Origin of the sequence: Pusillimonas sp., from assembly GCF_035515275.1 — a bacterium.
Lineage (GTDB): Bacteria > Pseudomonadota > Gammaproteobacteria > Burkholderiales > Burkholderiaceae_B > Pusillimonas.
On sequence record NZ_DATJBQ010000083.1, the window covers coordinates 1 to 19,178 of the forward strand.

Annotated in this window: 17 protein-coding genes; 7 read left to right on the forward strand and 10 right to left on the reverse strand. The window is 59.2% G+C overall.

Translation table 11 applies throughout. The annotated features are described in order from the left end of the window. Together VL003_RS06045 and VL003_RS06050 are read right to left on the reverse strand one after the other, a co-directional pair. On the reverse strand, positions 1-2,206 hold a 2,206-nt coding region (locus VL003_RS06045; protein WP_325440596.1), incomplete at its 3' end, for a xanthine dehydrogenase family protein molybdopterin-binding subunit. A 36-nt stretch (positions 2,207-2,242) separates the two neighbouring features. Further along, positions 2,243-3,340, reverse strand: coding sequence for a TRAP transporter substrate-binding protein (locus tag VL003_RS06050; RefSeq protein ID WP_325440598.1), 1,098 nt, complete (start codon positions 3,338-3,340; stop codon positions 2,243-2,245). 568 nt (positions 3,341-3,908) lie between these two features. Here VL003_RS06050 and VL003_RS06055 point away from each other — a divergent pair. Genes VL003_RS06055 through VL003_RS06070 form a run of 4 tightly spaced genes read left to right on the forward strand, consistent with a single transcriptional unit; the run spans position 3,909 to position 7,367 of the window. Beyond that, positions 3,909-4,217 carry a non-heme iron oxygenase ferredoxin subunit gene (locus VL003_RS06055; protein WP_325440600.1) on the forward strand — a complete coding sequence of 103 codons (309 nt, stop codon included), beginning with the start codon at positions 3,909-3,911 and terminating at the stop codon, positions 4,215-4,217. Between the two features lie 31 nt (positions 4,218-4,248). Next, positions 4,249-5,520, forward strand: coding sequence for an NAD(P)/FAD-dependent oxidoreductase (locus VL003_RS06060; RefSeq protein WP_325440602.1), 1,272 nt, complete (start codon positions 4,249-4,251; stop codon positions 5,518-5,520). Positions 5,521-5,546: 26 nt separating this feature from the next. Next, positions 5,547-6,836 carry an aromatic ring-hydroxylating dioxygenase subunit alpha gene (locus tag VL003_RS06065; protein ID WP_325440604.1) on the forward strand — a complete coding sequence of 430 codons (1,290 nt, stop codon included), beginning with the start codon at positions 5,547-5,549 and terminating at the stop codon, positions 6,834-6,836. Beyond that, positions 6,837-7,367, forward strand: coding sequence for an aromatic-ring-hydroxylating dioxygenase subunit beta (locus VL003_RS06070; RefSeq protein ID WP_325440606.1), 531 nt, complete (start codon positions 6,837-6,839; stop codon positions 7,365-7,367). A gap of 506 nt (positions 7,368-7,873) precedes the next feature. Here the strand turns inward: VL003_RS06070 and VL003_RS06075 are convergent. The 8 genes from VL003_RS06075 to VL003_RS06110 form a co-directional block, all read right to left on the reverse strand. After that, positions 7,874-8,509, reverse strand: a complete 636-nt coding sequence (locus tag VL003_RS06075) for an N-carbamoylsarcosine amidohydrolase (protein WP_325440608.1) — start codon at positions 8,507-8,509, stop codon at positions 7,874-7,876. Beyond that, positions 8,506-9,549: a 2,5-dihydroxypyridine 5,6-dioxygenase NicX family protein gene (locus VL003_RS06080; protein WP_325440610.1), complete on the reverse strand. Its 1,044-nt coding sequence runs from the start codon at positions 9,547-9,549 to the stop codon at positions 8,506-8,508. The genes VL003_RS06075 and VL003_RS06080 overlap by 4 nt, the downstream gene beginning before the upstream one ends. 24 nt (positions 9,550-9,573) lie before the next feature. Further along, positions 9,574-10,407, reverse strand: coding sequence for an alpha/beta fold hydrolase (locus VL003_RS06085; RefSeq protein WP_325440612.1), 834 nt, complete (start codon positions 10,405-10,407; stop codon positions 9,574-9,576). Positions 10,408-10,424: 17 nt separating this feature from the next. Further along, positions 10,425-11,387: an amidohydrolase family protein gene (locus VL003_RS06090; RefSeq protein ID WP_325440614.1), complete on the reverse strand. Its 963-nt coding sequence runs from the start codon at positions 11,385-11,387 to the stop codon at positions 10,425-10,427. 271 nt (positions 11,388-11,658) lie between these two features. Further along, on the reverse strand, positions 11,659-12,189 hold the full coding sequence (locus VL003_RS06095; RefSeq protein WP_325440616.1) for a MarR family winged helix-turn-helix transcriptional regulator: 531 nt from the start codon (positions 12,187-12,189) through the stop codon (positions 11,659-11,661). An 85-nt stretch (positions 12,190-12,274) separates the two neighbouring features. Next, positions 12,275-13,420, reverse strand: coding sequence for a DNA polymerase IV (gene dinB / locus VL003_RS06100; protein WP_487047245.1), 1,146 nt, complete (start codon positions 13,418-13,420; stop codon positions 12,275-12,277). Positions 13,421-13,519: 99 nt separating this feature from the next. Beyond that, the gene (locus tag VL003_RS06105; protein WP_325440620.1) at positions 13,520-15,556 is read right to left on the reverse strand and encodes a TonB-dependent receptor domain-containing protein; all 2,037 of its coding nucleotides are present in this window, start codon (positions 15,554-15,556) and stop codon (positions 13,520-13,522) included. An 87-nt stretch (positions 15,557-15,643) separates the two neighbouring features. Then, entirely contained in the window at positions 15,644-16,327 is a 684-nt protein-coding gene (locus tag VL003_RS06110; RefSeq protein ID WP_325440622.1) for a GntR family transcriptional regulator, read from the reverse strand. Between the two features lie 252 nt (positions 16,328-16,579). On the opposite strand from VL003_RS06110, the gene VL003_RS06115 reads away from it, so the two are divergent. The 3 genes from VL003_RS06115 to fdhA all read left to right on the forward strand — a co-directional run bounded on the left by VL003_RS06115 (position 16,580) and on the right by fdhA (position 19,163). Continuing rightward, the gene (locus tag VL003_RS06115; protein ID WP_325440624.1) at positions 16,580-17,473 is read left to right on the forward strand and encodes a gallate dioxygenase; all 894 of its coding nucleotides are present in this window, start codon (positions 16,580-16,582) and stop codon (positions 17,471-17,473) included. Between the two features lie 10 nt (positions 17,474-17,483). Continuing rightward, a complete protein-coding gene (locus VL003_RS06120; protein ID WP_325440626.1) occupies positions 17,484-17,843 on the forward strand; it encodes a protocatechuate 3,4-dioxygenase in 360 nt (119 codons plus the stop codon). A gap of 108 nt (positions 17,844-17,951) precedes the next feature. Continuing rightward, positions 17,952-19,163 carry a formaldehyde dehydrogenase, glutathione-independent gene (gene fdhA / locus VL003_RS06125; RefSeq protein WP_325440628.1) on the forward strand — a complete coding sequence of 404 codons (1,212 nt, stop codon included), beginning with the start codon at positions 17,952-17,954 and terminating at the stop codon, positions 19,161-19,163. The last annotated feature ends 15 nt before the right edge of the window (positions 19,164-19,178 follow it).

The window sequence follows — 19,178 nt, forward strand, 5'->3', positions numbered from 1 at the left end:
ATTCGGTATGGGGCGAGGGTGTCTCGAAGTGATCGAAGCGGATGTTGGGCACTTCGGTGGGGCCGGGCATGACATAGTCGGCCAGCGTGGACGCCAGCGGCTGCCCGAACTCGTCGTAGGGTGTTTCTTCGTAGAAGGCCGTACCGATGCCTTGAGCGATACCACCTATGCACTGACCTTCGACGATCAGGGGGTTGACCATGACGCCGCAGTCTTCAACCACCACGTAGTCGAGAATTTCGATCTGGCCGGTTTGGGGGTCGACCGCCACCACGGCAGCCTGGCTGCAATACGTAAACGCGCCGGTGTCGACCTTGGTCTTGTAGCCGACGCTGATCTCGAGCCCGCCGGTGTGAACGTCTTTAGGCAGTAAGTGCGGCTTCAAGTACCAGGCCTCTGCAATGTCGGCAATGGACACACTGGACTGGCCATGGTGGAAGCGCCCCTCGCGGAACTCGAGCGAAGCGGCTTCGTCGGCCTTGAGCAGATGGGCAGCGATGATGCGCATGCGGGGGAGCAACTGCTTACAACCGGATGCCACTGCCCCGCCCGACATGACGAGCGAGCGCGAGGCGTAAGTGCCGCTGGAATACGGGGTACGGTCGGTGTCGCCGTGCACCAGCTTGATACGGGAAAACTCGATGCCCAATACATCGTGGGCGATCTGGGCAAACGAGGTTTCCATGCCTTGCCCGTGCGAATGAATGCCGGCGCGAACTTCGAGGCCGCCATCGGGAGTGACACGCACGAAGGCCTGATCGAAACCTGGAATAAGCGGGGTGCCCCATGCGGCGAAAACGGAGGTGCCGTGCGCGGACTGTTCGGTATAAGTGCCCACGCCGACGCCGATGAGGCGGCCGTCGGCTTCGCCCCGTTTTTGGCGGGCCTGCACACCTTCGATGTCGATCATCTCGAGCGCGCGGCGCAAACTTGCGGGATAGTCGCCGCCGTCCAGATGCTTGTTGGTGACGTTGACATAGGGCATCTGCTCGGGCGTGACGAGGTTCTCGAAGCGGACCTCCCAGTCTTCGCGCCCCACTTCGCGGGCGATTGCGTCCATGGTGAGCTCGATGGCGAAACACACACCAGTACGCGCCACGCCGCGGTACGGCATGAAGGGCGGCTTGTTGGTAGCGACGGCGCGCGTCGTGCAACGGTAGCCGCGGAACGCATAAGGCCCCGGGAGGTTGCCCACTGCCTGCCCGGCTTCGAGGCCGGTGGTAAAGGGCCAGACCGAGTAAGCACCGCCGTTGATGGTGATGGTGGCTTCAAGGGCCAACACTTTGCCGCGCTTGTTCGCGTAGGCGGTAATTTCGTAATCGTGCTCTCGGGTGACTGCGCCGGCGATCAAGTGCTCGCGGCGGTCTTCCATGTAGCGGAAGGGTTTTTTGAATGTTTTGGCCAGCCACGCCACACAGAGCTCTTCGCGCTGCAAAATGCATTTGTAGCCAAACCCGCCGCCCACGTCGGGAGAGATGACTCGAATTTGCTCTTGGGGCAGGCCCAAAAACTGCGACAGGCCGGTGCGCACCAGATGCGGTACCTGAGTGCCGGCATACATGACCAATTGGTCGGCCTGGTGGTCCCAGTAGGCCAGCACAGCCATGCCTTCCATGGGCAGCATGCATTGGCGCCCCAGGCTGACGTTTTTCTTAACAACTACCTCGGCTTGCGATGCGAGCTCTTCGAAGTTGGTGTCGGCCTTGAGGGTGACGAAAACGTTGTCTTTCCAGTCGTCGTGGATAAGGTCGCTGGTCGCCTTCAGGGCGGAATCTGAATCGACGTAAACAGGCAGGTCGTCGTAGTCAACCTCTACCAGCTCGGTCAGGTCTTCGGCCTCGGCTCGCGTGGGCGCATACGCCATGGCGACGAGTTCGCCCACGTAGCGCACCTTGTCGTGTGCCAGAGGGGGAATGCCGGAAACCTGATAAGTAGGCAGAGTAGAGTCGGCAACGATGTCGAGCGCATCGGGCATGTCCGATCGCAGGAAGACACGCCCTGCGGCCTCTTGGGCCACCCGCATGTCTGTAATGCGGGCATGTGCCAACGGACTGCGCAAAAAGGCGACCTCGTTGAGATCCGGCATGGACATATTGCCGATAAAGTTGCCCTTGCCCTGCAGGTGGCGCTGGTCTTCTTTGCGAAGCACACGCGCACCTATGCCCTGAGCCTTTACCGTCCTGACCGGAGCTTCTATAACTTTCATGACTTAAACCTGCCTGTTTACTATGCTGCGACTGCCTTAGGAACTACGGCTTACTGCGTTGAACGTGTAGTTGTCCAGTGCGCTTTCGGCCACGCGGAACCACGACACCTGCTCTTGCTGGAACTTGCGCCAGTGCGGATAGATCTTGGCGAAGTCGGGGTTTTTGTCGGCCAGCTCGGTCCAGAGCTCTTGCGAAGCTTTGTACGCGGCGTCCATGACGTCTTTAGGAAAATACTGCAATTTTGCACCGGCGGCGACCAGCTGACGCAATGCAGGCGAGTTTTTAGCGTCGTACACCGCGTTCATGCGAAGCGTTTGCTCGTTGCAGGCGCATTCGAATGCAGCCTTGTACAAGGGGGGCAGATCGTTCCAGGCTTTTTCGTTGACCATGGTAGAGATCGACGCACTACCCTCGAACCAACCGGGCGCGTAGTAGAAAGGCGCAACCTTGTTCAGGCCCAGGCGCTCGTCGTCGTAAGGTCCGATCCACTCGGCGGCATCAATGGTGCCTTTTTCGAGCGAAGGGTAGATGTCGCCGGGGGGAATCTGCTGAGGAATGGCGCCAAGCTTAGTCAGCACCATGCCGCCGATGCCGCCGATGCGCATCTTGAGGCCCTGAAGGTCGGCCAGCGATTTGATTTCTTTACGGAACCAGCCGCCCATCTGCACGCCGACGTTGCCGCAAACGAAGTTGACGATGTTGTACTTTTTGTACATTTCGCGCAACAGCTCAAGACCACCACCTGCCTGGATCCAGGCGTTGTGCTGGCGGGCGTTCATGCCGAACGACAGCCCGGTGTCAAACGCCACTGCGGTGTTGGTGCCCAAGTGGGCGGTACTGAGCACGTGGTTGCACTCGATGGTGCCGTTGCTGACGGCTTCCATGTTCTGAGCGTAAGGTACCAGCTCGCCACCCGGGAAGGCACGAATTTCGAACTTGCCGCCGGTAAGCTCGCTGACACGTTTGCATAGCTCTTCGGCCGAACCATAGATGGCGTCAAGGCTTTTGGGCCAACCGGTGGACATTCTCCAGCGGACCGAAGGGCCCTCTTGGGCTGCGGCGGGTAAACCGGCTACAGCCAGGCCCGCGCCGGCCGCTGCGGCGGCCTGGGTAAGAAAGCGACGTCGTTGCATGTACAGCTCCTGTGTATGTTATTTATTCGTCGATACATCGACAGTTTCCGGCCACTTTGAGCGCTTGAAATAACGCGCCCCGCCCGAATGCTCTGGCTAAAGCCGGTTTCCACCCCGCTGCCCGGTGCCCTGGCGCCGCCACGGTATGTGGAAGGCGCCCAACGGTCATCAGCACGCTGAGCGATTTGTTAGTATGCTGATCAAAAAAAACCATGTCAACGAGGGTAAATACCAAGAATCAAGTGGAAACGGCTGGTGATGGGTGGCTACAGTTCAGGCGTGCAGCAGGGACAAAACAAGTGAATACACCAGACCGGAAGGACAACAGCATTGGTTTGGATTGCATTGTTGTCACGGAACAGCCTTTGGCACCCGAATGGCCACAGGCGGCTAAACTGTGGGGTGTTGGCATGCAGGCACAGCAATCAGCCATGTGCACACTGCACTAAGGGACGACATGATAACGGTCTAAAACCTGTTTGTGGTCGATTTAGGTGAAAACCCTAATACAGCGCCACGATAATATGCAGCATACTGACTATATTACTCAGCACACTAAGAAATTCTCATGACAACTTGGATCAAAATCGCCCAGGTCGGGCAAGTAGATGAAGATGAATCCCTGGCCATCGAGCTCGACGGCAAACAGTTGGCACTGCACCACACCGAGGGCGAGTATTTCGTTACCGACAACGTCTGTACCCATCAGTACGCCCTGTTGTCCGACGGCTACATCGAAGACGGCTGCGTCGAATGCCCCTTGCACCAGGCCCAGTTCGACCTACGTACCGGCAAGGCCATGTGCGCCCCTGCTACCGAAGACATCAAAGTCTACGAGGTCAAGACCGAGGGCGACGACATTCTGATCGCGCTATAAAAGCGGTTTCAGGCAAGCAACAGGAACTCACATGAGCAGCGCTGTTTCATCGATTTTAGTCATAGGTGCCGGCCAGGCCGCTGCGGTTGCCGTGGCAACCTTGCGCGACCAGGGCTTCGAGGGTCGTATTACCGTGGTGGGCGACGAAGCCCACGCACCTTACGAGCGCCCGCCGCTTTCAAAGGCGGTGCTGGCGGCAGTCGAGGCCGAAGAGCCCAGCATCAGCGTCAAAGAAGAAAACTTCTTCCCCACTCGCAACATTGATCTGCGCCTGGGGCTCGAAGTCGTGTCTCTTGATCCGGCTGCGCAGCAAGCCACGCTTTCTGATGGCGCCGTCGTCGACTACGACCGCTGCCTGCTGGCCACCGGTGGAACCGCCCGTACTTTACCCGAGCTTGCGCCCGAGGCGCCACAGGTGCATTACCTGCGCACGCTCGACGACGCCCGCCGGCTACGCAATGCATTGCGTAGCGCACGCCGCGCCGTCATTATTGGCGCGGGCTTTCTGGGGCTCGAAATCGCCTCAACGGCGCGCACCATGGGGGTCGAGGTGTCGGTGGTAGAAACGGCCGACCGCGTACTGGGACGCGTCGTGCCCGAAACCTTCTCCAACTGGCTGCAGGCGCGCGTTGCCGCGTCGGGCGCCAGGCTTTATCTCGGGCAGTCCATTACCGACCTGCAGCTTCCCGCCGACGGGGTTCATGTGTCGTTGTCTGACGGCACCACACTTGAAGGCGACCTTATCGTCGTGGCGGTGGGGCTTTCCCCCACCACGGCCTTGGCCAAAGCCGCCGGCCTGGAACTTAATGCTTCCAACGGCGGCATTGAAGTCGACGCGCTGTGCCGCAGCAGCGTCGCCAATATTTTTGCAGCCGGCGACTGCACCAGCCGCCAGCATCCGGGGCACGGCTCGCTGCGCCTGGAGTCGTGGCAAAACGCCAACGAGCAGGCCCGCATCGCCGCCTGCGCCATGCTGGGCATCGACACTGCTGCCGCCGCTTTCCCGTGGTTCTGGACAGACCAGTTCGACTGCAATATTCAGATGCTGGGTTTGCCCGCACCTGATCTCGAATACATCGTTCGCGGCAGCATGAGCCCCGACGACACCAACCCCAAGTTCATCATGCTTGGGCTGCAGGGCACCGTTCCCCGACACGCTCTGGCCGTAAACGCCGGCGGCGATCTGCGTGCTCTGCGCGCGGTGCTCGAGAAAGAAATCGCCATCGACGCCGCGGGCTTCAGCGATACATCAATCACCATGAAAGCCTACTCAAAGGCATTGCTCACGTCGGCAGCAAGCTGACTATAACGATCCAACAGGAGCTCTCCATGTATCAATCTCAAACCGTCATCGGGCAGACTTTAAGGTCTAAAGACCTTCCGCTGTCCGAGTGCGTGTGGCCCGAAGACGGCCTGCACTATATTCCCGACTGGGTCTACGCCAGTCAAGAGGTCTACGACCGCGAGATGGAAGTCATCTTCCGGGGCGACACCTGGAACTACGTTGCACTCGAGGCCGAGATCCCCAACACGGGCGACTACAAACGCTCGTTTGTGGGTCCGGTGCCGGTGGTGGTTTCGCGCGCCGAAGACGGCAGCATTCACGTTTTCGAGAACCGCTGCGCGCACCGCGCCGCCGAGTTCTGCCGTGAAAGCCATGGCAACACCAACGAGTTCGTCTGTCCTTACCATCAGTGGTCTTACACCCTTAAGGGCGACCTGCAAGGCATACCGTTCAAGCGCGGCGTCAACAAAGAAGGCGGCATGCCCAAAGATTTCCGCAACTCCGACCACGGCCTGCGCAAGTTGCACGTCACCACTTTGAACGGGGTTATTTTTGCTTCGTACTCGGACAAGGTCGAGCCCATCGAAGAGTACCTCACGCCCGAAATTCTGGAGGATTTCAAGGTCACGTTCAACGGCAAGAAGCTGAAGATCCTGGGCTACTACCGTAACGAGCTTCCCTGCAACTGGAAGATGTACCACGAGAACCTCAAGGACCCCTACCACGCAACGCTGTTGCACTCGTTCCTGGTCGTGTTCGGTCTGCTGGTGGCGGGCAACAAGGCCACCATGTTCTCGGACAAGGTCCACGGTCGTCACGGCTACATGGCATCGGCAAAAACCGAAGACAAATACGCCCAGGTTTCGGACGACACCAAAAAAGAAATGCGTTCTTTCCACGACGGCATGCGTCTGCGCGACGAACGTTTCCTTGAGTTCGTGAAAGAGTTCGATTCGCCCTGGTCGGTCACGATGCAAACCATCTGGCCCAACCTGATGGTTCAGCGCGAAATGAATACGCTGGGCGTACGCCAGATTGTGCCCAACGGCCCGCACAGCATGATCATGCAATGGACAATGTTCGGCTACGAAGACGACACCGAAGAAATGACCCGCCACCGTCTGCGTCAGGGCAACCTGATGGGGCCGTCGGGCTTCCTGGGCCTGGAAGACAACGAGGCCATGAAATTCGTGCAAGAGGGTGTTCGCCGCTCTACCACCGACCTTAACGTCATCAAGCTGGACGCCGGCAAGGTCGGCACGTCAACCACTTTGATCTCCGAGGCGTCGATTCGCGCCTTTTACGAGTACTACCGCAGCGTCATGGGGTTTTAAATGCAAAAGACAACTGACAATAAATACGCTTATAAGCCTTCACGCCTGGACGCGGCCACCGCCCAGCATATCCTGGTCGAAATCGAAGCGTTCAACGCCGAGTATTGCGCGGTGCTGGACAACGGCCTGGTCGAGCTCTGGCCCGAGTTCTTTACCGAAGACGCCCTATACCGCATTACGGCCAAGGAAAACGCGGATCTGGGTCTGCCTGTGGGCCTGGTCTACGCTGAAGGCCGCGACATGATGCACGACCGCGCAGTCGCCATTGGACGCACGCAGATGTTTGCGCCGCGCTACAACCTGCACATTGTCACCAATACGCGGGTTATTGATCAGACCGACAACGGCGAGATTCAGGCCGAGGCGAACTTTCTGCTGATCGAGACCTTGGTTGAGAGCCCCTCGACCATGCACTTGGCAGGTCGCTACTACGATACGTTCGTTCGGTCGGGCGACAAGTTGTTGCTGAAGGAACGCCAGGTTATTTACCACACGACTATTTTGGCTAACGATCTGGTTTATCCGGTTTAAGCGATTCGGATAATCCGTTGGTCAAGGCCCGGTGATCGCCATAAACGGTTGCCGGGCCTTTTTTTTGGCTGTGGATGATCCGGCTTCTGTTCGATCGGCTCTTGTTGTTGGGTAATGCAGGTTCTCAGAAAGTTCCGAGTATCCCATCGTTCCGCTGTTCCAAGCATCCCCGGTATCAGGGTGAGGGGCGGGGGGATAGTTTGCAGTCCGTCCAGCATGCGCCGAATTTTGCCGGCTCGGGCGGGGGGTTTCGGCGACAGCCTGTTTGAGCTCCGTAGCCGCGAAGCGGCTAAAGGGCGAGTTCTGCCGCCGCCCGCCCGAGCCGGCGAAATTCGGGGAGCCCGAAGGGCCGCATGATGCGGACTGCAAACTATCCCCCCGCCCCTCGCCCGCTCAAGAACTCAAGCATCCGCTCCGGATAGAAAACAAACGGCCCGCGAAGATAAATTCCGCGAGCCGTTTCTTTTCAGCAGTCGAGACCTGGAAAAGGCCCTGCGCTGCCGAGATCAGGCGCTTTCGACCTTGGCCAGGGCCTCTAGCGCTTCGTCGCGCTTCATGACGGTAGCGTACTTTTGCTCCATGTCGAACAGGTTGGCGTCGTGAGGACCGATAGCGCGATCGCCCACGCAGTCGGACAGCACCAAGGGACGGAAGCCCAGTTGCATGGCGTCGACCACACTGGCGCGTACGCAGCCGCTGGTGACGGCACCGGCCACGACCAGGGTCTGCACGCCGCGCTGGGTCAGCCACGCTGCCAGCGAGGTGCCGAAGAAGGCGGAGGGTACGGTTTTACGCACGACGTATTCGCCTTCGGCGGGTGCCAGCTGAGGCACGATGGCGCTGTTGTGATCGGCTTCTTTCAGGCCCAGCATGCTGGGAACCTTGAGGGTGAAGATGTTGTGATCGGCGCCGTCGTCGGCGAAGACGATGCGGGTGTGGGCCACGGGCCAGCCGCGCTTGCGTGCTTCGGCCAGCAGGGGCACGGTGTTGTCGATAGCCTGCGGAATATTGCCGCCGCCGAATACGGCGGGGTCGGCAAAGCCGTTGACCAGGTCAATAATCAGCAACCCAACCGGAGCCTTGAGCTCGAGCTGGGCGCCAAACCCCTGGCGCGAGTAAGTCTGGACTTCATTCTGACTCATTTGACTACCTCGTCAAGAACCTTGCCGTTGCGCACCACTTCTTTCCCGTCGACCTTGACGGTGCAATTGCGCAGCGGGATATCGATGTGGCAAGCGGTGGTACGGTTGCCACCGGCCTCGTTGTTGGGGCCGAGCGAGAACAGGAAATTGCCTTCGTAGGCGCGAGCATCCATGGCGATGGACTGCTCTTTGTCGTACAACAGCATGGTGGACCAATGGCAGCGTGGCTGCAGGCCCCAGCCGATGTGCGAAATGGCGTAGCCCTCGGGGTCGTTGAACGAAGCCATGTATTCGCGCAGCATCTCGGCGTCGACCCCACCCTCGATCTTGGTGGCGTAGCCGTTTTCGACCGTCAACACGATTTTGTCGCTGGTATAGCATTTTTGGGGCAGCAAAATGTCGCCCTTGTCGATCACGATGGTGCCGTTGCTGCCGCCCTCGTTGGGGAAGGTGAAGCAAAAGCCGCTGGGCCAGTGGTCCCAGCGTCCCGGCTCGTCCACGAAGGCGTATTCGCTGATGACCGGAAACTCTCCGAGCGGAAAAGTGATATCGGTACCCGCGTCCGACACGACCGACATCTGCTTGCCCTTGCTCAAGAAGGCGGAATGCGCCTTGACACGCTCTCGATCAGCCTCGGTGGGTATGGTGCGCACCAAGACCTCAGGCGGCTCGACCGCAAGCAGGATCTTGGTGCCGCTTTTAAGAATATCGATCTGCTCGGGCGAGAACAGCAACGTCATCAGGTCAAGCACCAGGTCGCTGGCCTTGAGCATGGCGATGGCGGCGGGGTTGCCGGTAAGCGGCGTGGTGCCCAGGTAGGCCAGCGGGTCGCGGCTAAGGGCTTTTTCGGCGTTTACGGGAGGCAGATCCAGGCGGTTCACAATGGCGCCCATCGACTGAGCCGCCACCAGGGCCATGGCCAGTGTTTGCGGATGGGTGGCCGTGCTGGTCAGAACCGTAACGGTCTGGCCACGCTCAAGCTTGGACAGCTTCAGAACCTGTTGCCAGGCTTCAAGTAGTTGGTAATCACTTACAGCCATGGTGTTCTCCTTTTAAGAATGCGTTCAAGCCTTGGAAGTGAGCGGCGTGCCCAGGAAGCTGCCGAAAGCGGTGTAGAAGCCTTCTTCGTTGTCCCAAGGGATCATGTGGCCTGCGTCCGGCACCCGGGTGTGTTCGATGGAAGGCATCAGACCGCGGATCTCTTCGACGTCTTCGTCGCGCACCACGTCGCCACGTTCGGCGGTCATGAGCAGCGCAGGTACTTTGGCTTCGGGGAAGTCAACGTGAATGTCGTCGGTATGGAAGCCGTTGAAGCTGGCCAAAATGGCGCGCTCGTCGCAAGTGTGCAGCCACTCGGCACGCAGCTCGAGCTGCTCCTGGGTCCAGGTGGGGCAGAAGGCGCGCATGGCTTCAGCATCGCAACCTTTGCGTGCCAGGGCCATGGAATCGACATACCAGGGCAATTTAGAGGGGTACTCGCGGCGGCCCGGCCCCGAGACGGGCGGGTCGACCAGCACCATGCGGGTCAGCCCTTTGGGCTGGGTGCGTGCGGCGCGCAGGGCGATGCGGGCACCCATGGAATGGCCCACCAGCGCGTAGCGCTGCAAGCCCAGAGCCTGGGCAAACGCAATAACGTCGGCCGCCTGGGCATCCAGGCTGTAGTCCAGCGTGTCGGAGGCTTCGGAAAGCCCACGGCCACGAATGTCGAGCACATAAGTGTCAAAGTGCTGACCGAAACGTTCGCCCACGAAGCCCCAGGTAATGGCCGGACTGGTAATGCCCGGAATAACAATGATGGCATCGCGACTGGCGCGCTGGCCTTCGGTTCCGCCGTAACGCAGGTAGTGCTGGCGAATACCGTTTGCCTGCACGTTGGCGCCGTATAGGTAGGTGCTCATGTGTTTTTCCTTACAACTTAAAGCTTGAACAGACGCTCGGCGTTGCCGTGGCAGACCAGGGCGCGCGTGGCGTCGTCCATGGGAGCCTGTTCAATGAAATCAGCCGCAATGGCGCTTGATTCGTACGGGTAGTCTACCGAGAACATGACTGCCTCGGCACCCATTTCGCCGATCGCGCCCATTAGGGCAGCGGGGGAACAAACGCCCGAGGTCGTAATGACGATGTTGGTGCCAATATACTCGGAGGGCTTGCGCTTGAGCTCGACGCCGCAAGGGTAGACCGCAAAACGACTGTCAAAGCGCCAACGCTGGAAGGGCAGGCCCTCGCCCATATGGCCCAGAATAAGCTTGACGCCAGGGAAGCGGTCGAACACGCCGCCAAACAAAATACGCAGTGCGTGCGAGGCGGTTTCAACGCCCCAGCCCCAGGTCGCGCCGGTCATTTCGGGGTGTCCGGTGTAAACATGCGGCATGCCGTGGGAATCGAACGGATGCAGGTAGAACGGTACGTCCAGCGCCTGCACGCGCTCCCAGAACACGTCGTACTCGGGGCCGTCGTAGTACACGCCGTTGGTGTGACCATTGACCAATGCACCCTTGAAGCCAAGTTCTTTTACGGCACGCTCGAGTTCATCGGCGGCAGCCTGTGGGTCTTGCATGGGCAAGGTGGCAAACCCGCCGTAGCGCGTCGGGTTACGGGCAATCTGCTGAGCCAGAAAATCGTTGTTTTCTTTTGCACGTGCAATGGCCACGGCGGTATCTTTTTCTACCTGCACGCCCGGGCCGGTCTGCGACAAGATGACATAGTCAATGCCGGCGGCGTCCATTTCTTTCAGGCGCTCGTCGTCAAAATCGGCCAGACGCCGGCCAAGTTCGGCCGCCACTTCGGGGTCGATCTGGCTGACAAAAGATTTGGAGTAGTCTCCGAAACCCACCGCGGTAAAGTGCTCTTCGAAAGCAATCTTGCGTATCCGACTCACTAAAGTGCTCCTATCTGGGATCAGCCGAATGCGGGCTCGCTTTCGTCAGTGTGCTGATCATAAAAATTTGGTTTACCGCCCGCACGCCCTTTTTGAAAAAAGCGTGCACAAGCCGCAATACATGCGGCATACGGAAATTTCTGGGATTGAATCTTATGGCGGCTTTCGTTTCGGAAAGACCGCCGGAACCGCTTAATTCTGTAAGTATACTGACAAATTTTGCGCGTGCATATGGAACGAAGCACCGATATCGCGCTTATACTGGAAAACCCTAGAGCGCCTTTAGGGCTGCCCGGCCATATTGATTATTGGCCTCGACCAGCTCAAGCAGCAGCGACATGAAGATTTTTCGATCACGAGGGGAAAGCGGCTGCAATAGCCGACGCTGAGAACGAGCCATGCTGTCTTGAAGCGCGCCCATCATGGACAAGCCTTTTTCGGTCACCGCCGCCTGGCGCGAGCGTCGGTCGAGCTTGTTGATACGGCGTACCACCAGGCCTTTTTCTTCAAGCCTTTTAATAACGTCGGCCGCTGTGGTGCGATCAAGGCCCACCTCGTAGCCGATGGCGGTTTGATCCAGCCAGGGCTCGCGCGCCAGAACGGTAAGCACGCCAAATTGCACCGGCGTAACCCCCCCTTCTTTACACTCCTCAAAAAACATGGCGTAATGAATCTGGTGAAGGCGGCGTATTAAAAACCCGGGTCGCGACCACACTCCCCCCGAGACCACATCAATATCCAGGTTTTTATCTGTAGAGTCGGCCTCGGCGTGTTCTTCTATGGTGGGGCTTGTCTCGTTCATGGCGGTTTTTACCCGATGCATTAATTATTCAGTGTACCGAACATTATAGCCCTTCAAGGCCGGTACAAGCCAGCATCAGCATATTTCAATCCAGTAGCGAAAGTTGCACGCCAGTTTCTGCATCGCCCTGTGGCGGTGCACGTAAACCGCTAACCCGTACCCCCAGCAAGCGTATGCGGCTTTCAAACTCCACCCGTCTCAGACATTGCCCGGCTGCGGCATGAATCGCCTGGGCCTGAGATATGTCCTGCGGCAAGGTTATGTCGCGCGTCACTATCCGAAAATCATCAAAACGCAGTTTGATGCCGACCGTTCGCGCCACGACTTTTTTGCGCTGCAAGTCGTTTTCCAATTGCCGGCACAAGCTCAAAAACACGGCAGACAATCGTGCTCGATCCCGGCGCACGTGCAGGTCGCGTTCAAACGTGGTTTCACGACTGATCGACTTGGGCTCCGAGTGCGTGACGACGGGTCGTTCGTCTTGCCCATTGGCCACCCGCAGCAGCCAGCTCGCATAGGTCAGTCCAAAATGCGCTTGCAGCAACCCGGGGTCGGCGCCGGCCAGTTGCCCCACGGTCTCTATACCCAATTCGGTCAGCTTGCGCGCAGACTTTGGCCCGATGCCGTTGATTTTGGACGCAGCCAGCGGCCAGATGCGGGTTGACAGATCGTTCAAGGTAAGCAGCGTCAAGCCGTCGGGCTTGTCCAGGTCGGAGCCAATTTTTGCCAGGAGCTTATTGGGGGCCACGGCAATCGAACACGACAAGCCCGTCGCTTGCTTGACCGCATCCTTGATGCGCTGGGCCAGTAAAGGGCTTGGCTCATCGTGATCAGTCAGGTCAATGTAAATTTCGTCGATACCCCGGTCTTCGATGCTCGGCGCAATCAAGGCAACCGCCTGCTTGAAGCGACGGGAGTACTCGCGATACGCGGCAAAATTGGCGGGCAGCAAGACGGCCTGGGGAGCAAGCCGGGCCGCCTTCATCATGCCCATGGCCGAGAAAACGCCAAACTTGCGCGCTTCGTAGGTAGAGGTGGTAATCACGCCCCGGCCCACATAATCGCCCAATCTGGCAAAACGGTGGGTGCCGTCGGCCTGCCGCAAGGGCGCCTCGCCGCGCCCCCCAATAACTACCGGCCTGCCCCGCAGCTCGGGGTAGCTCAACAACTCGACTGACGCAAAGAAGGCGTCCATATCGAGGTGGGCAATACGGCGGGGCGGTGTCGGCAAGCTGACCATGCTTATTGCTTTTGCAGGGCAAGGCGCTTGGGTGCCCGCGTTACCGACGAGCCGGCGCCCCGTAGCATGACCAGCCCCTGGTAAGTAGGGTTAGTGTTCGATGCGAACCCCCAACATAAGCTGTCTTCCGGGCAAGGGTGCCGCAGCCTTGATGAACGAAGCATGGTTATAAGCCAACTGGTCAAACAGATTGTCGGCGCGCAAGTAAATGGTGTAATTGACGCTGCCCGCGCCGTAGTCATATGACACCGACGCATTGGCCATATTGTATCCCGGGGTCCCGTCTTCGTAGGCAGCCAGGCGGTTCTGCCTGAACACCCGGTAAAACTCCAGGTCGCCGCTCCAGCCGCCCGATTGAAGTTTCACCCTTGCCCCGGCTCGGGCGGCCGGAATGCGGGGCAAGTGTCCGCCATCGCCCGAGATCTGTGCGCGCACCACGTCGCCAAAGACGCCGGCCGTCAGGTGCCGATTAACGCGGTAATCGAGGTTGGCCTCGGCCCCCATGAACGTGGCATCGGCCTGACTATATTCAATCAGGCGAAAGTCTTCGTGGCGATCAAGCGTGCGCGCAAATATATAGTCGCTTACCCGGTTGTAGAACAAGCTCAGGCCCAAACGCCAATCACCCTCATGCTTGCGCAAGGTCAGATCAATATTCTGTGAGGTTTCTTTTTTCAGGGCTGGGTTGCCCAGCTCGTAGGTATTGGTAGCCAGGTGCACGCCGTCGGCGTAAAGCTCTTGTGCCGAGGGCAAACGCGACGAGCGCGACAAGGTCAAGGCCGCAGAATATTGCGGCGCAAGGTCCCATACTGCGGCGCCCGAAACCGACGCTCCCTGAAACCGCGCCGATGCCTGGTCATTCTGAGGACGAACCGATTGCCAGTCATGGCGCGCGCCCAGCTCAAAGCGCCATGCGCCCAGGCGGTACTCCTCCAGCACAAACACCCCCACATTCCGGGTTTGCGTTTGCGGCAGAAAGCTTTCCTGACCCAATGCGGCGAATTCGCTGTTGGACACCTGCGTGCCCACCACCCCGCGCCACCCGCCCAAAGGCTCATGCTCGGCTTCCAGACGCATATCGTAGCCGCGGTTGGTGAAGGTGGTCGCCACGGTATTGTGTTCAATTTCACGGTGCCGATAGTCGGTGAAGCCGCCGCGCATACTAAGCTTGCGTATTCCGCTGAAGGGTTGTTGCAGTTCGCCCCTGAGATCCAGCCTTTGGGTTTTCATCCTTACGTAGGGCGCCGAGCTGCCGCCCTCGTGATCATGATCATCGTGCGATTCGTCATGGTCGTGATCATGGCCGGTGCAGTGCAAATGAGCACCGTGCGGGTGGCAATCCTCGTACTCATGGGCGTGGCCGGGCAGGCCGTAGCGGCTTTCAGTCTGTGAATAGGCCAGTCCCAAATAGCCCGAATCGCCCACCCACGACATGCCAGCGCTGCCCGTGGAACTTTTCGCATGGGTACCCGATACGTGGGAATCGTTCCAGTCCGGAACACGGTAGTCATCGGCCCGGCGTTTCATCGCTTCAATGTGCACGGCAAAATTATTTTGTCCCGCCGTGATGCCGAACGCGCCCGACCGAGACCGCGCGCCGGTGGCGGCGTTCAGTTCCATAAAACCCTCCGGGCCTTCCTGCGGGACGTGCCTGGGCACCCGCGAGTCAATCACATTGACCACTCCGCCAATTGCCCCGCCACCATAAAGCAGGGTCGAAGGGCCGCGCAACACTTCAATTCGATGGGCCAGCATGGGCTCTACCGCCACCATATGATCGGGCGAAACTGCCGAAGCATCCATGACCAGGGCCCCATCCGACAGCACCGACACGCGAGGCGCTGTCTGACCACGGATCACCGGCCGGCTCGCGCCTCCGCCAAACGTATCGGCATGCACACCGGGCAATCCGCTAAGGGTGGCGCCCAGCGTTGCCTGACGCTTGAGCATCAATTGTGTTCCCGAAACGAAATCGGCCGGCGACGCCAGCGCATTCATATCCACGCCCAGTGGGCCGGCCGAAATCGTGACGGCATCAAGCATGACGGCTTGTTCCACGGTCTGTGCCAATATGGGCTGATACGCCACGGCCGCGCATAGCGCGACACCGCAAATTCCTGGGTGCATGGGCTACTCCGAAGCTATAAATTGAAACGTTATAACATAACAATTAATAGCGCGGAAGCTGGAATCTGTACCTTTCAACGAGATAGGTTAAGGCGTGTCCGCCCCGACCATATTGATGGTCTGGCTTTCAACCTGAGTGTGCGCATGCTCACGAAACAGAAACTCGGCGCGGTCGCCGTGCCCCGCCTCGATAGCGCCGACAATGCCATGATGCTGCCTGTGCGCGTAAAACAGCAGGTCGAACATTTTTTCTTTGCTGGTGGTGGAAAACGCCACACTGAGCGGCGCGGTAAACGGCACAACATTGCATCGTTCGATCAAAGTGTCCAACAGCGGCATGCCTGCTTCTTGCACAATCAGTCTATGGAATCGCTCATTCATCTGCGCGTAAAGCACCTCGCCTTGGTCGCGCATCTTGCGCTCGACAAACAGCGCATCGCCTTCAGCGAGGCAGGCTTTCAATTGCGCCAGCGTTTCGGCCGAGACCCTCCGTTCCGCCACCGTGCGCGCCGCAACGCCCTCGAGCACCGAGCGCATCTTGAGCGCTTCGAGCGAGTGCTGCATGGTAAAGGCTCGCACCGAGTAACCACGCTTGCCCGCCGGCACAAGCAGGCCTTCTTGTGCCAGGGCAGGCAGCGCCTGGCGCACGGGCGTGCGTGACACGCCGAGTCGGGTGGCCAGCTCGGCCTCGGGCATGCGCTCGCCCGGCTGCAACTCGCCCTGAAGAATCATTTCGCGCAACCGCACGATGACCGAAGTTTGCTGAACCATGTGTATGCCCGCCACTGAAAACCGAATCGTACTCCTGGAAAGCCCCCGCGACCGGCCCCTTACGCTGGTGGTCGACCACGCATAGAGGCATGATACCAAGCTGCCTTACTTTGGGATCCCAAATTGGTGCTATTCGCCCTAGTATCAACCCTAGTTCGTATACAATGGATCCCAAACTATAATTACCGATAGACGGTAAAAGCCGTGCGTATCGCCCCGGCACGTTGCACCGCATTCTTACAGGACCCCATCATGGCCAGGATTATCGGCGGCATTGGCACCTCGCACGTGCCCACCATAGGCGTCGCCTACGACAAGGGGCGTCAGGCCGACCCGGCCTGGGCGCCCCTGTTCGACGGCTATAAACCGGTCGCCGATTGGCTGGCCGAAAAACAGCCCGACGCGATGGTCTTCTTTTATAACGACCACGCCACCACCTTCTTCTTCGATATGTACCCCACGTTCGCACTGGGCGTGGGCGAACGCTTTCCAATTGCCGACGAAGGGGCCGGCTTGCGCAATCTGCCGCATATCAAGGGCAATGTCGACCTTCAATGCCACATTGCCGAATCGCTGGTCAACGACGAATTCGACCTGACCATCTTTCAGGAAAAGCCCATTGACCACGGCTGCGCGTCGCCATTGCCCTTGCTATGGCCGCACGAGCCCGACTGGCCCGGTGCCCTGGTGCCCATCGCCATCAATGTGTTGCAGTATCCGCTGCCCACCGCCAGGCGCTGTTACAAGCTGGGCCAGGCGGTACGCCGCGCCATCGAGTCTTACCCCGAAGACCTCAAGGTAGTCATTGTGGGAACAGGCGGGCTTTCGCATCAAATCCATGGTGAGCGCACCGGATTCAACAACGAACCCTGGGACCACGAATTTCTGCGCCTGCTGCAATCCGACCCCGAAAAACTTACCGAGCTCACCCATGCCGACTTCATCCGCCTGGGCGGCGCCGAAAGCGTCGAGCAAATCATGTGGCTGGCCATGCGCGGCGCCCTGCCCGACAAAATCCGCAGGCTGCATCTAAATTATTATCTGGCCACCACCACCGCAATGACACTGGCCCTCTACGAAGAAGGCGACGAGCCCGCTTCGGCATCGGCCGTGGCCGGCCAAACCGTCAACGCGGCTATCGCATAGGCAGGCCACCATGAACCCACAACTCAAGGGCATCGAGCAAATCCCGGGCACCTATGCGTTCGATATTCGCACCAGCAACCGGGCACTCAAGCTAAACCGTTTTTTCTGGAACATGATCCGCGCCGAATGGCGCGAGCGTTACTTGGCCGACCCCGAGGCCCTTATGCAAGAGGCCGGCCTTAGCGACACCGAAAAAAACCTTGTACGTAACCAAGACTGGCTGGGCCTGGTTCAGCACGGCGCCTGCTTTTTTGTCGTTGAAAAATTCGCTCGCGTGGTGCGTAAAACCAATCTCGAGGTATACGCCCTGATGCGCGGCGAGACCTTCGAAGAGTTCATGGCCACACGACGGGTGCCCGAATCGCGCTAAGCGCATCCACCCGCATCGAGCTTCTGTTTTTTTGCTTTACGTAGCACCTACGAAACGCGCCGCGCCCGTTCGGGCGGCTTGGCATTTCCCACTACCAAGGAGCACAACATGGCATCAAACAGAGGCGTGGCTTATATTGAGCCAGGCAAGGTCGAAGTCCAGTCCATCCCGTTTCCCGAACTCGTTACCCCGGGCGGAAAAACGGCCAACCACGGCGTCATCCTTAAAATTCTGTCGACCAATATTTGCGGCTCAGACCAGCATATGGTGCGTGGTCGCACCACCGCGCCGGCCGGTCTTATTCTGGGCCACGAAATTACCGGCGAAGTCATCGAAGCCGGCCGCGACGTCGAGTTTCTTAAAAAAGGCGACATCGTCTCGGTGCCCTTCAATGTGGCCTGCGGTCGTTGCCGAACCTGCAAAGAGCAGGACACCGGCGTGTGCCTTAACGTTAATCCATCACGCGCCGGCGGTGCGTACGGTTATGTCGACATGGGCGGCTGGATAGGCGGCCAGGCCGAGTACGTCATGGTCCCCTATGCCGACTTCAATCTGCTCAAGTTCCCCGATAAAGATCAGGCGCTCGAAAAAATCCACGACCTCACTTGCCTGTCCGACATCCTCCCAACCGGTTTTCATGGGGCGGTCTGCGCGGGCGTTGGGCCGGGCAGCACCGTGTATGTTGCCGGTGCGGGCCCGGTAGGCTTGGCTGCCGCCGCTTCCGCGCGGCTTTTGGGCGCCGCCGTGGTCATTGTCGGCGACCTCATCCCCGAACGCCTGGCGCACGCACGAAAGGTCGGCTTCGAAACAGTCGACGTTTCACTTGATGCATCGTTGGGCGATCAGATCACACAAATACTGGGCAGCCCCGAAGTCGATTGCGCCATCGATGCCGTCGGGTTCGAGGCTCGCGGCCATGGCCACTCGGGGTCGCAGTCTGAGGCGCCGGCAACCGTACTTAACTCGCTCATGGACATCACCCGCCCCGCCGGCAAAATCGGGATCCCGGGGCTGTACGTTACCGAAGACCCGGGCGCCGCCGACAAAGCCGCACAACATGGCTCGTTAAGTGTTCGTTTTGGTCTGGGGTGGGCCAAGTCGCACAGTTTCTTCACCGGCCAGACCCCCGTCATGAAATACAACCGTGCACTGATGCAAGCCATACTTTGGAATCGCATCAATATCGCTGAAGTCGTGGGCGTACAGGTTATAAGCCTTGATGATGCGCCGCGCGGCTATCAAGAGTTCGATGCCGGAGCGCCCAAGAAATTTGTCATTGACCCACACAACCAGCTGAAGCATCTGCGCAGGGCCGCCTAAGCCATTGCGGTGCGG

Bases quoted from the DNA above. Each gene is read 5' to 3' on its own strand.
- VL003_RS06050 (WP_325440598.1), bottom strand. From the start codon at position 3,340: ATGCAACGACGTCGCTTTCTTACCCAGGCCGCCGCAGCGGCCGGCGCG.
- VL003_RS06055 (WP_325440600.1), top strand. From the start codon at position 3,909: ATGACAACTTGGATCAAAATCGCCCAGGTCGGGCAAGTAGATGAAGAT.
- VL003_RS06060 (WP_325440602.1), top strand. From the start codon at position 4,249: ATGAGCAGCGCTGTTTCATCGATTTTAGTCATAGGTGCCGGCCAGGCC.
- VL003_RS06065 (WP_325440604.1), top strand. From the start codon at position 5,547: ATGTATCAATCTCAAACCGTCATCGGGCAGACTTTAAGGTCTAAAGAC.
- VL003_RS06070 (WP_325440606.1), top strand. From the start codon at position 6,837: ATGCAAAAGACAACTGACAATAAATACGCTTATAAGCCTTCACGCCTG.
- VL003_RS06075 (WP_325440608.1), bottom strand. From the start codon at position 8,509: ATGAGTCAGAATGAAGTCCAGACTTACTCGCGCCAGGGGTTTGGCGCC.
- VL003_RS06080 (WP_325440610.1), bottom strand. From the start codon at position 9,549: ATGGCTGTAAGTGATTACCAACTACTTGAAGCCTGGCAACAGGTTCTG.
- VL003_RS06085 (WP_325440612.1), bottom strand. From the start codon at position 10,407: ATGAGCACCTACCTATACGGCGCCAACGTGCAGGCAAACGGTATTCGC.
- VL003_RS06095 (WP_325440616.1), bottom strand. From the start codon at position 12,189: ATGAACGAGACAAGCCCCACCATAGAAGAACACGCCGAGGCCGACTCT.
- VL003_RS06105 (WP_325440620.1), bottom strand. From the start codon at position 15,556: ATGCACCCAGGAATTTGCGGTGTCGCGCTATGCGCGGCCGTGGCGTAT.
- VL003_RS06110 (WP_325440622.1), bottom strand. From the start codon at position 16,327: ATGGTTCAGCAAACTTCGGTCATCGTGCGGTTGCGCGAAATGATTCTT.
- VL003_RS06115 (WP_325440624.1), top strand. From the start codon at position 16,580: ATGGCCAGGATTATCGGCGGCATTGGCACCTCGCACGTGCCCACCATA.
- VL003_RS06120 (WP_325440626.1), top strand. From the start codon at position 17,484: ATGAACCCACAACTCAAGGGCATCGAGCAAATCCCGGGCACCTATGCG.
- fdhA (WP_325440628.1), top strand. From the start codon at position 17,952: ATGGCATCAAACAGAGGCGTGGCTTATATTGAGCCAGGCAAGGTCGAA.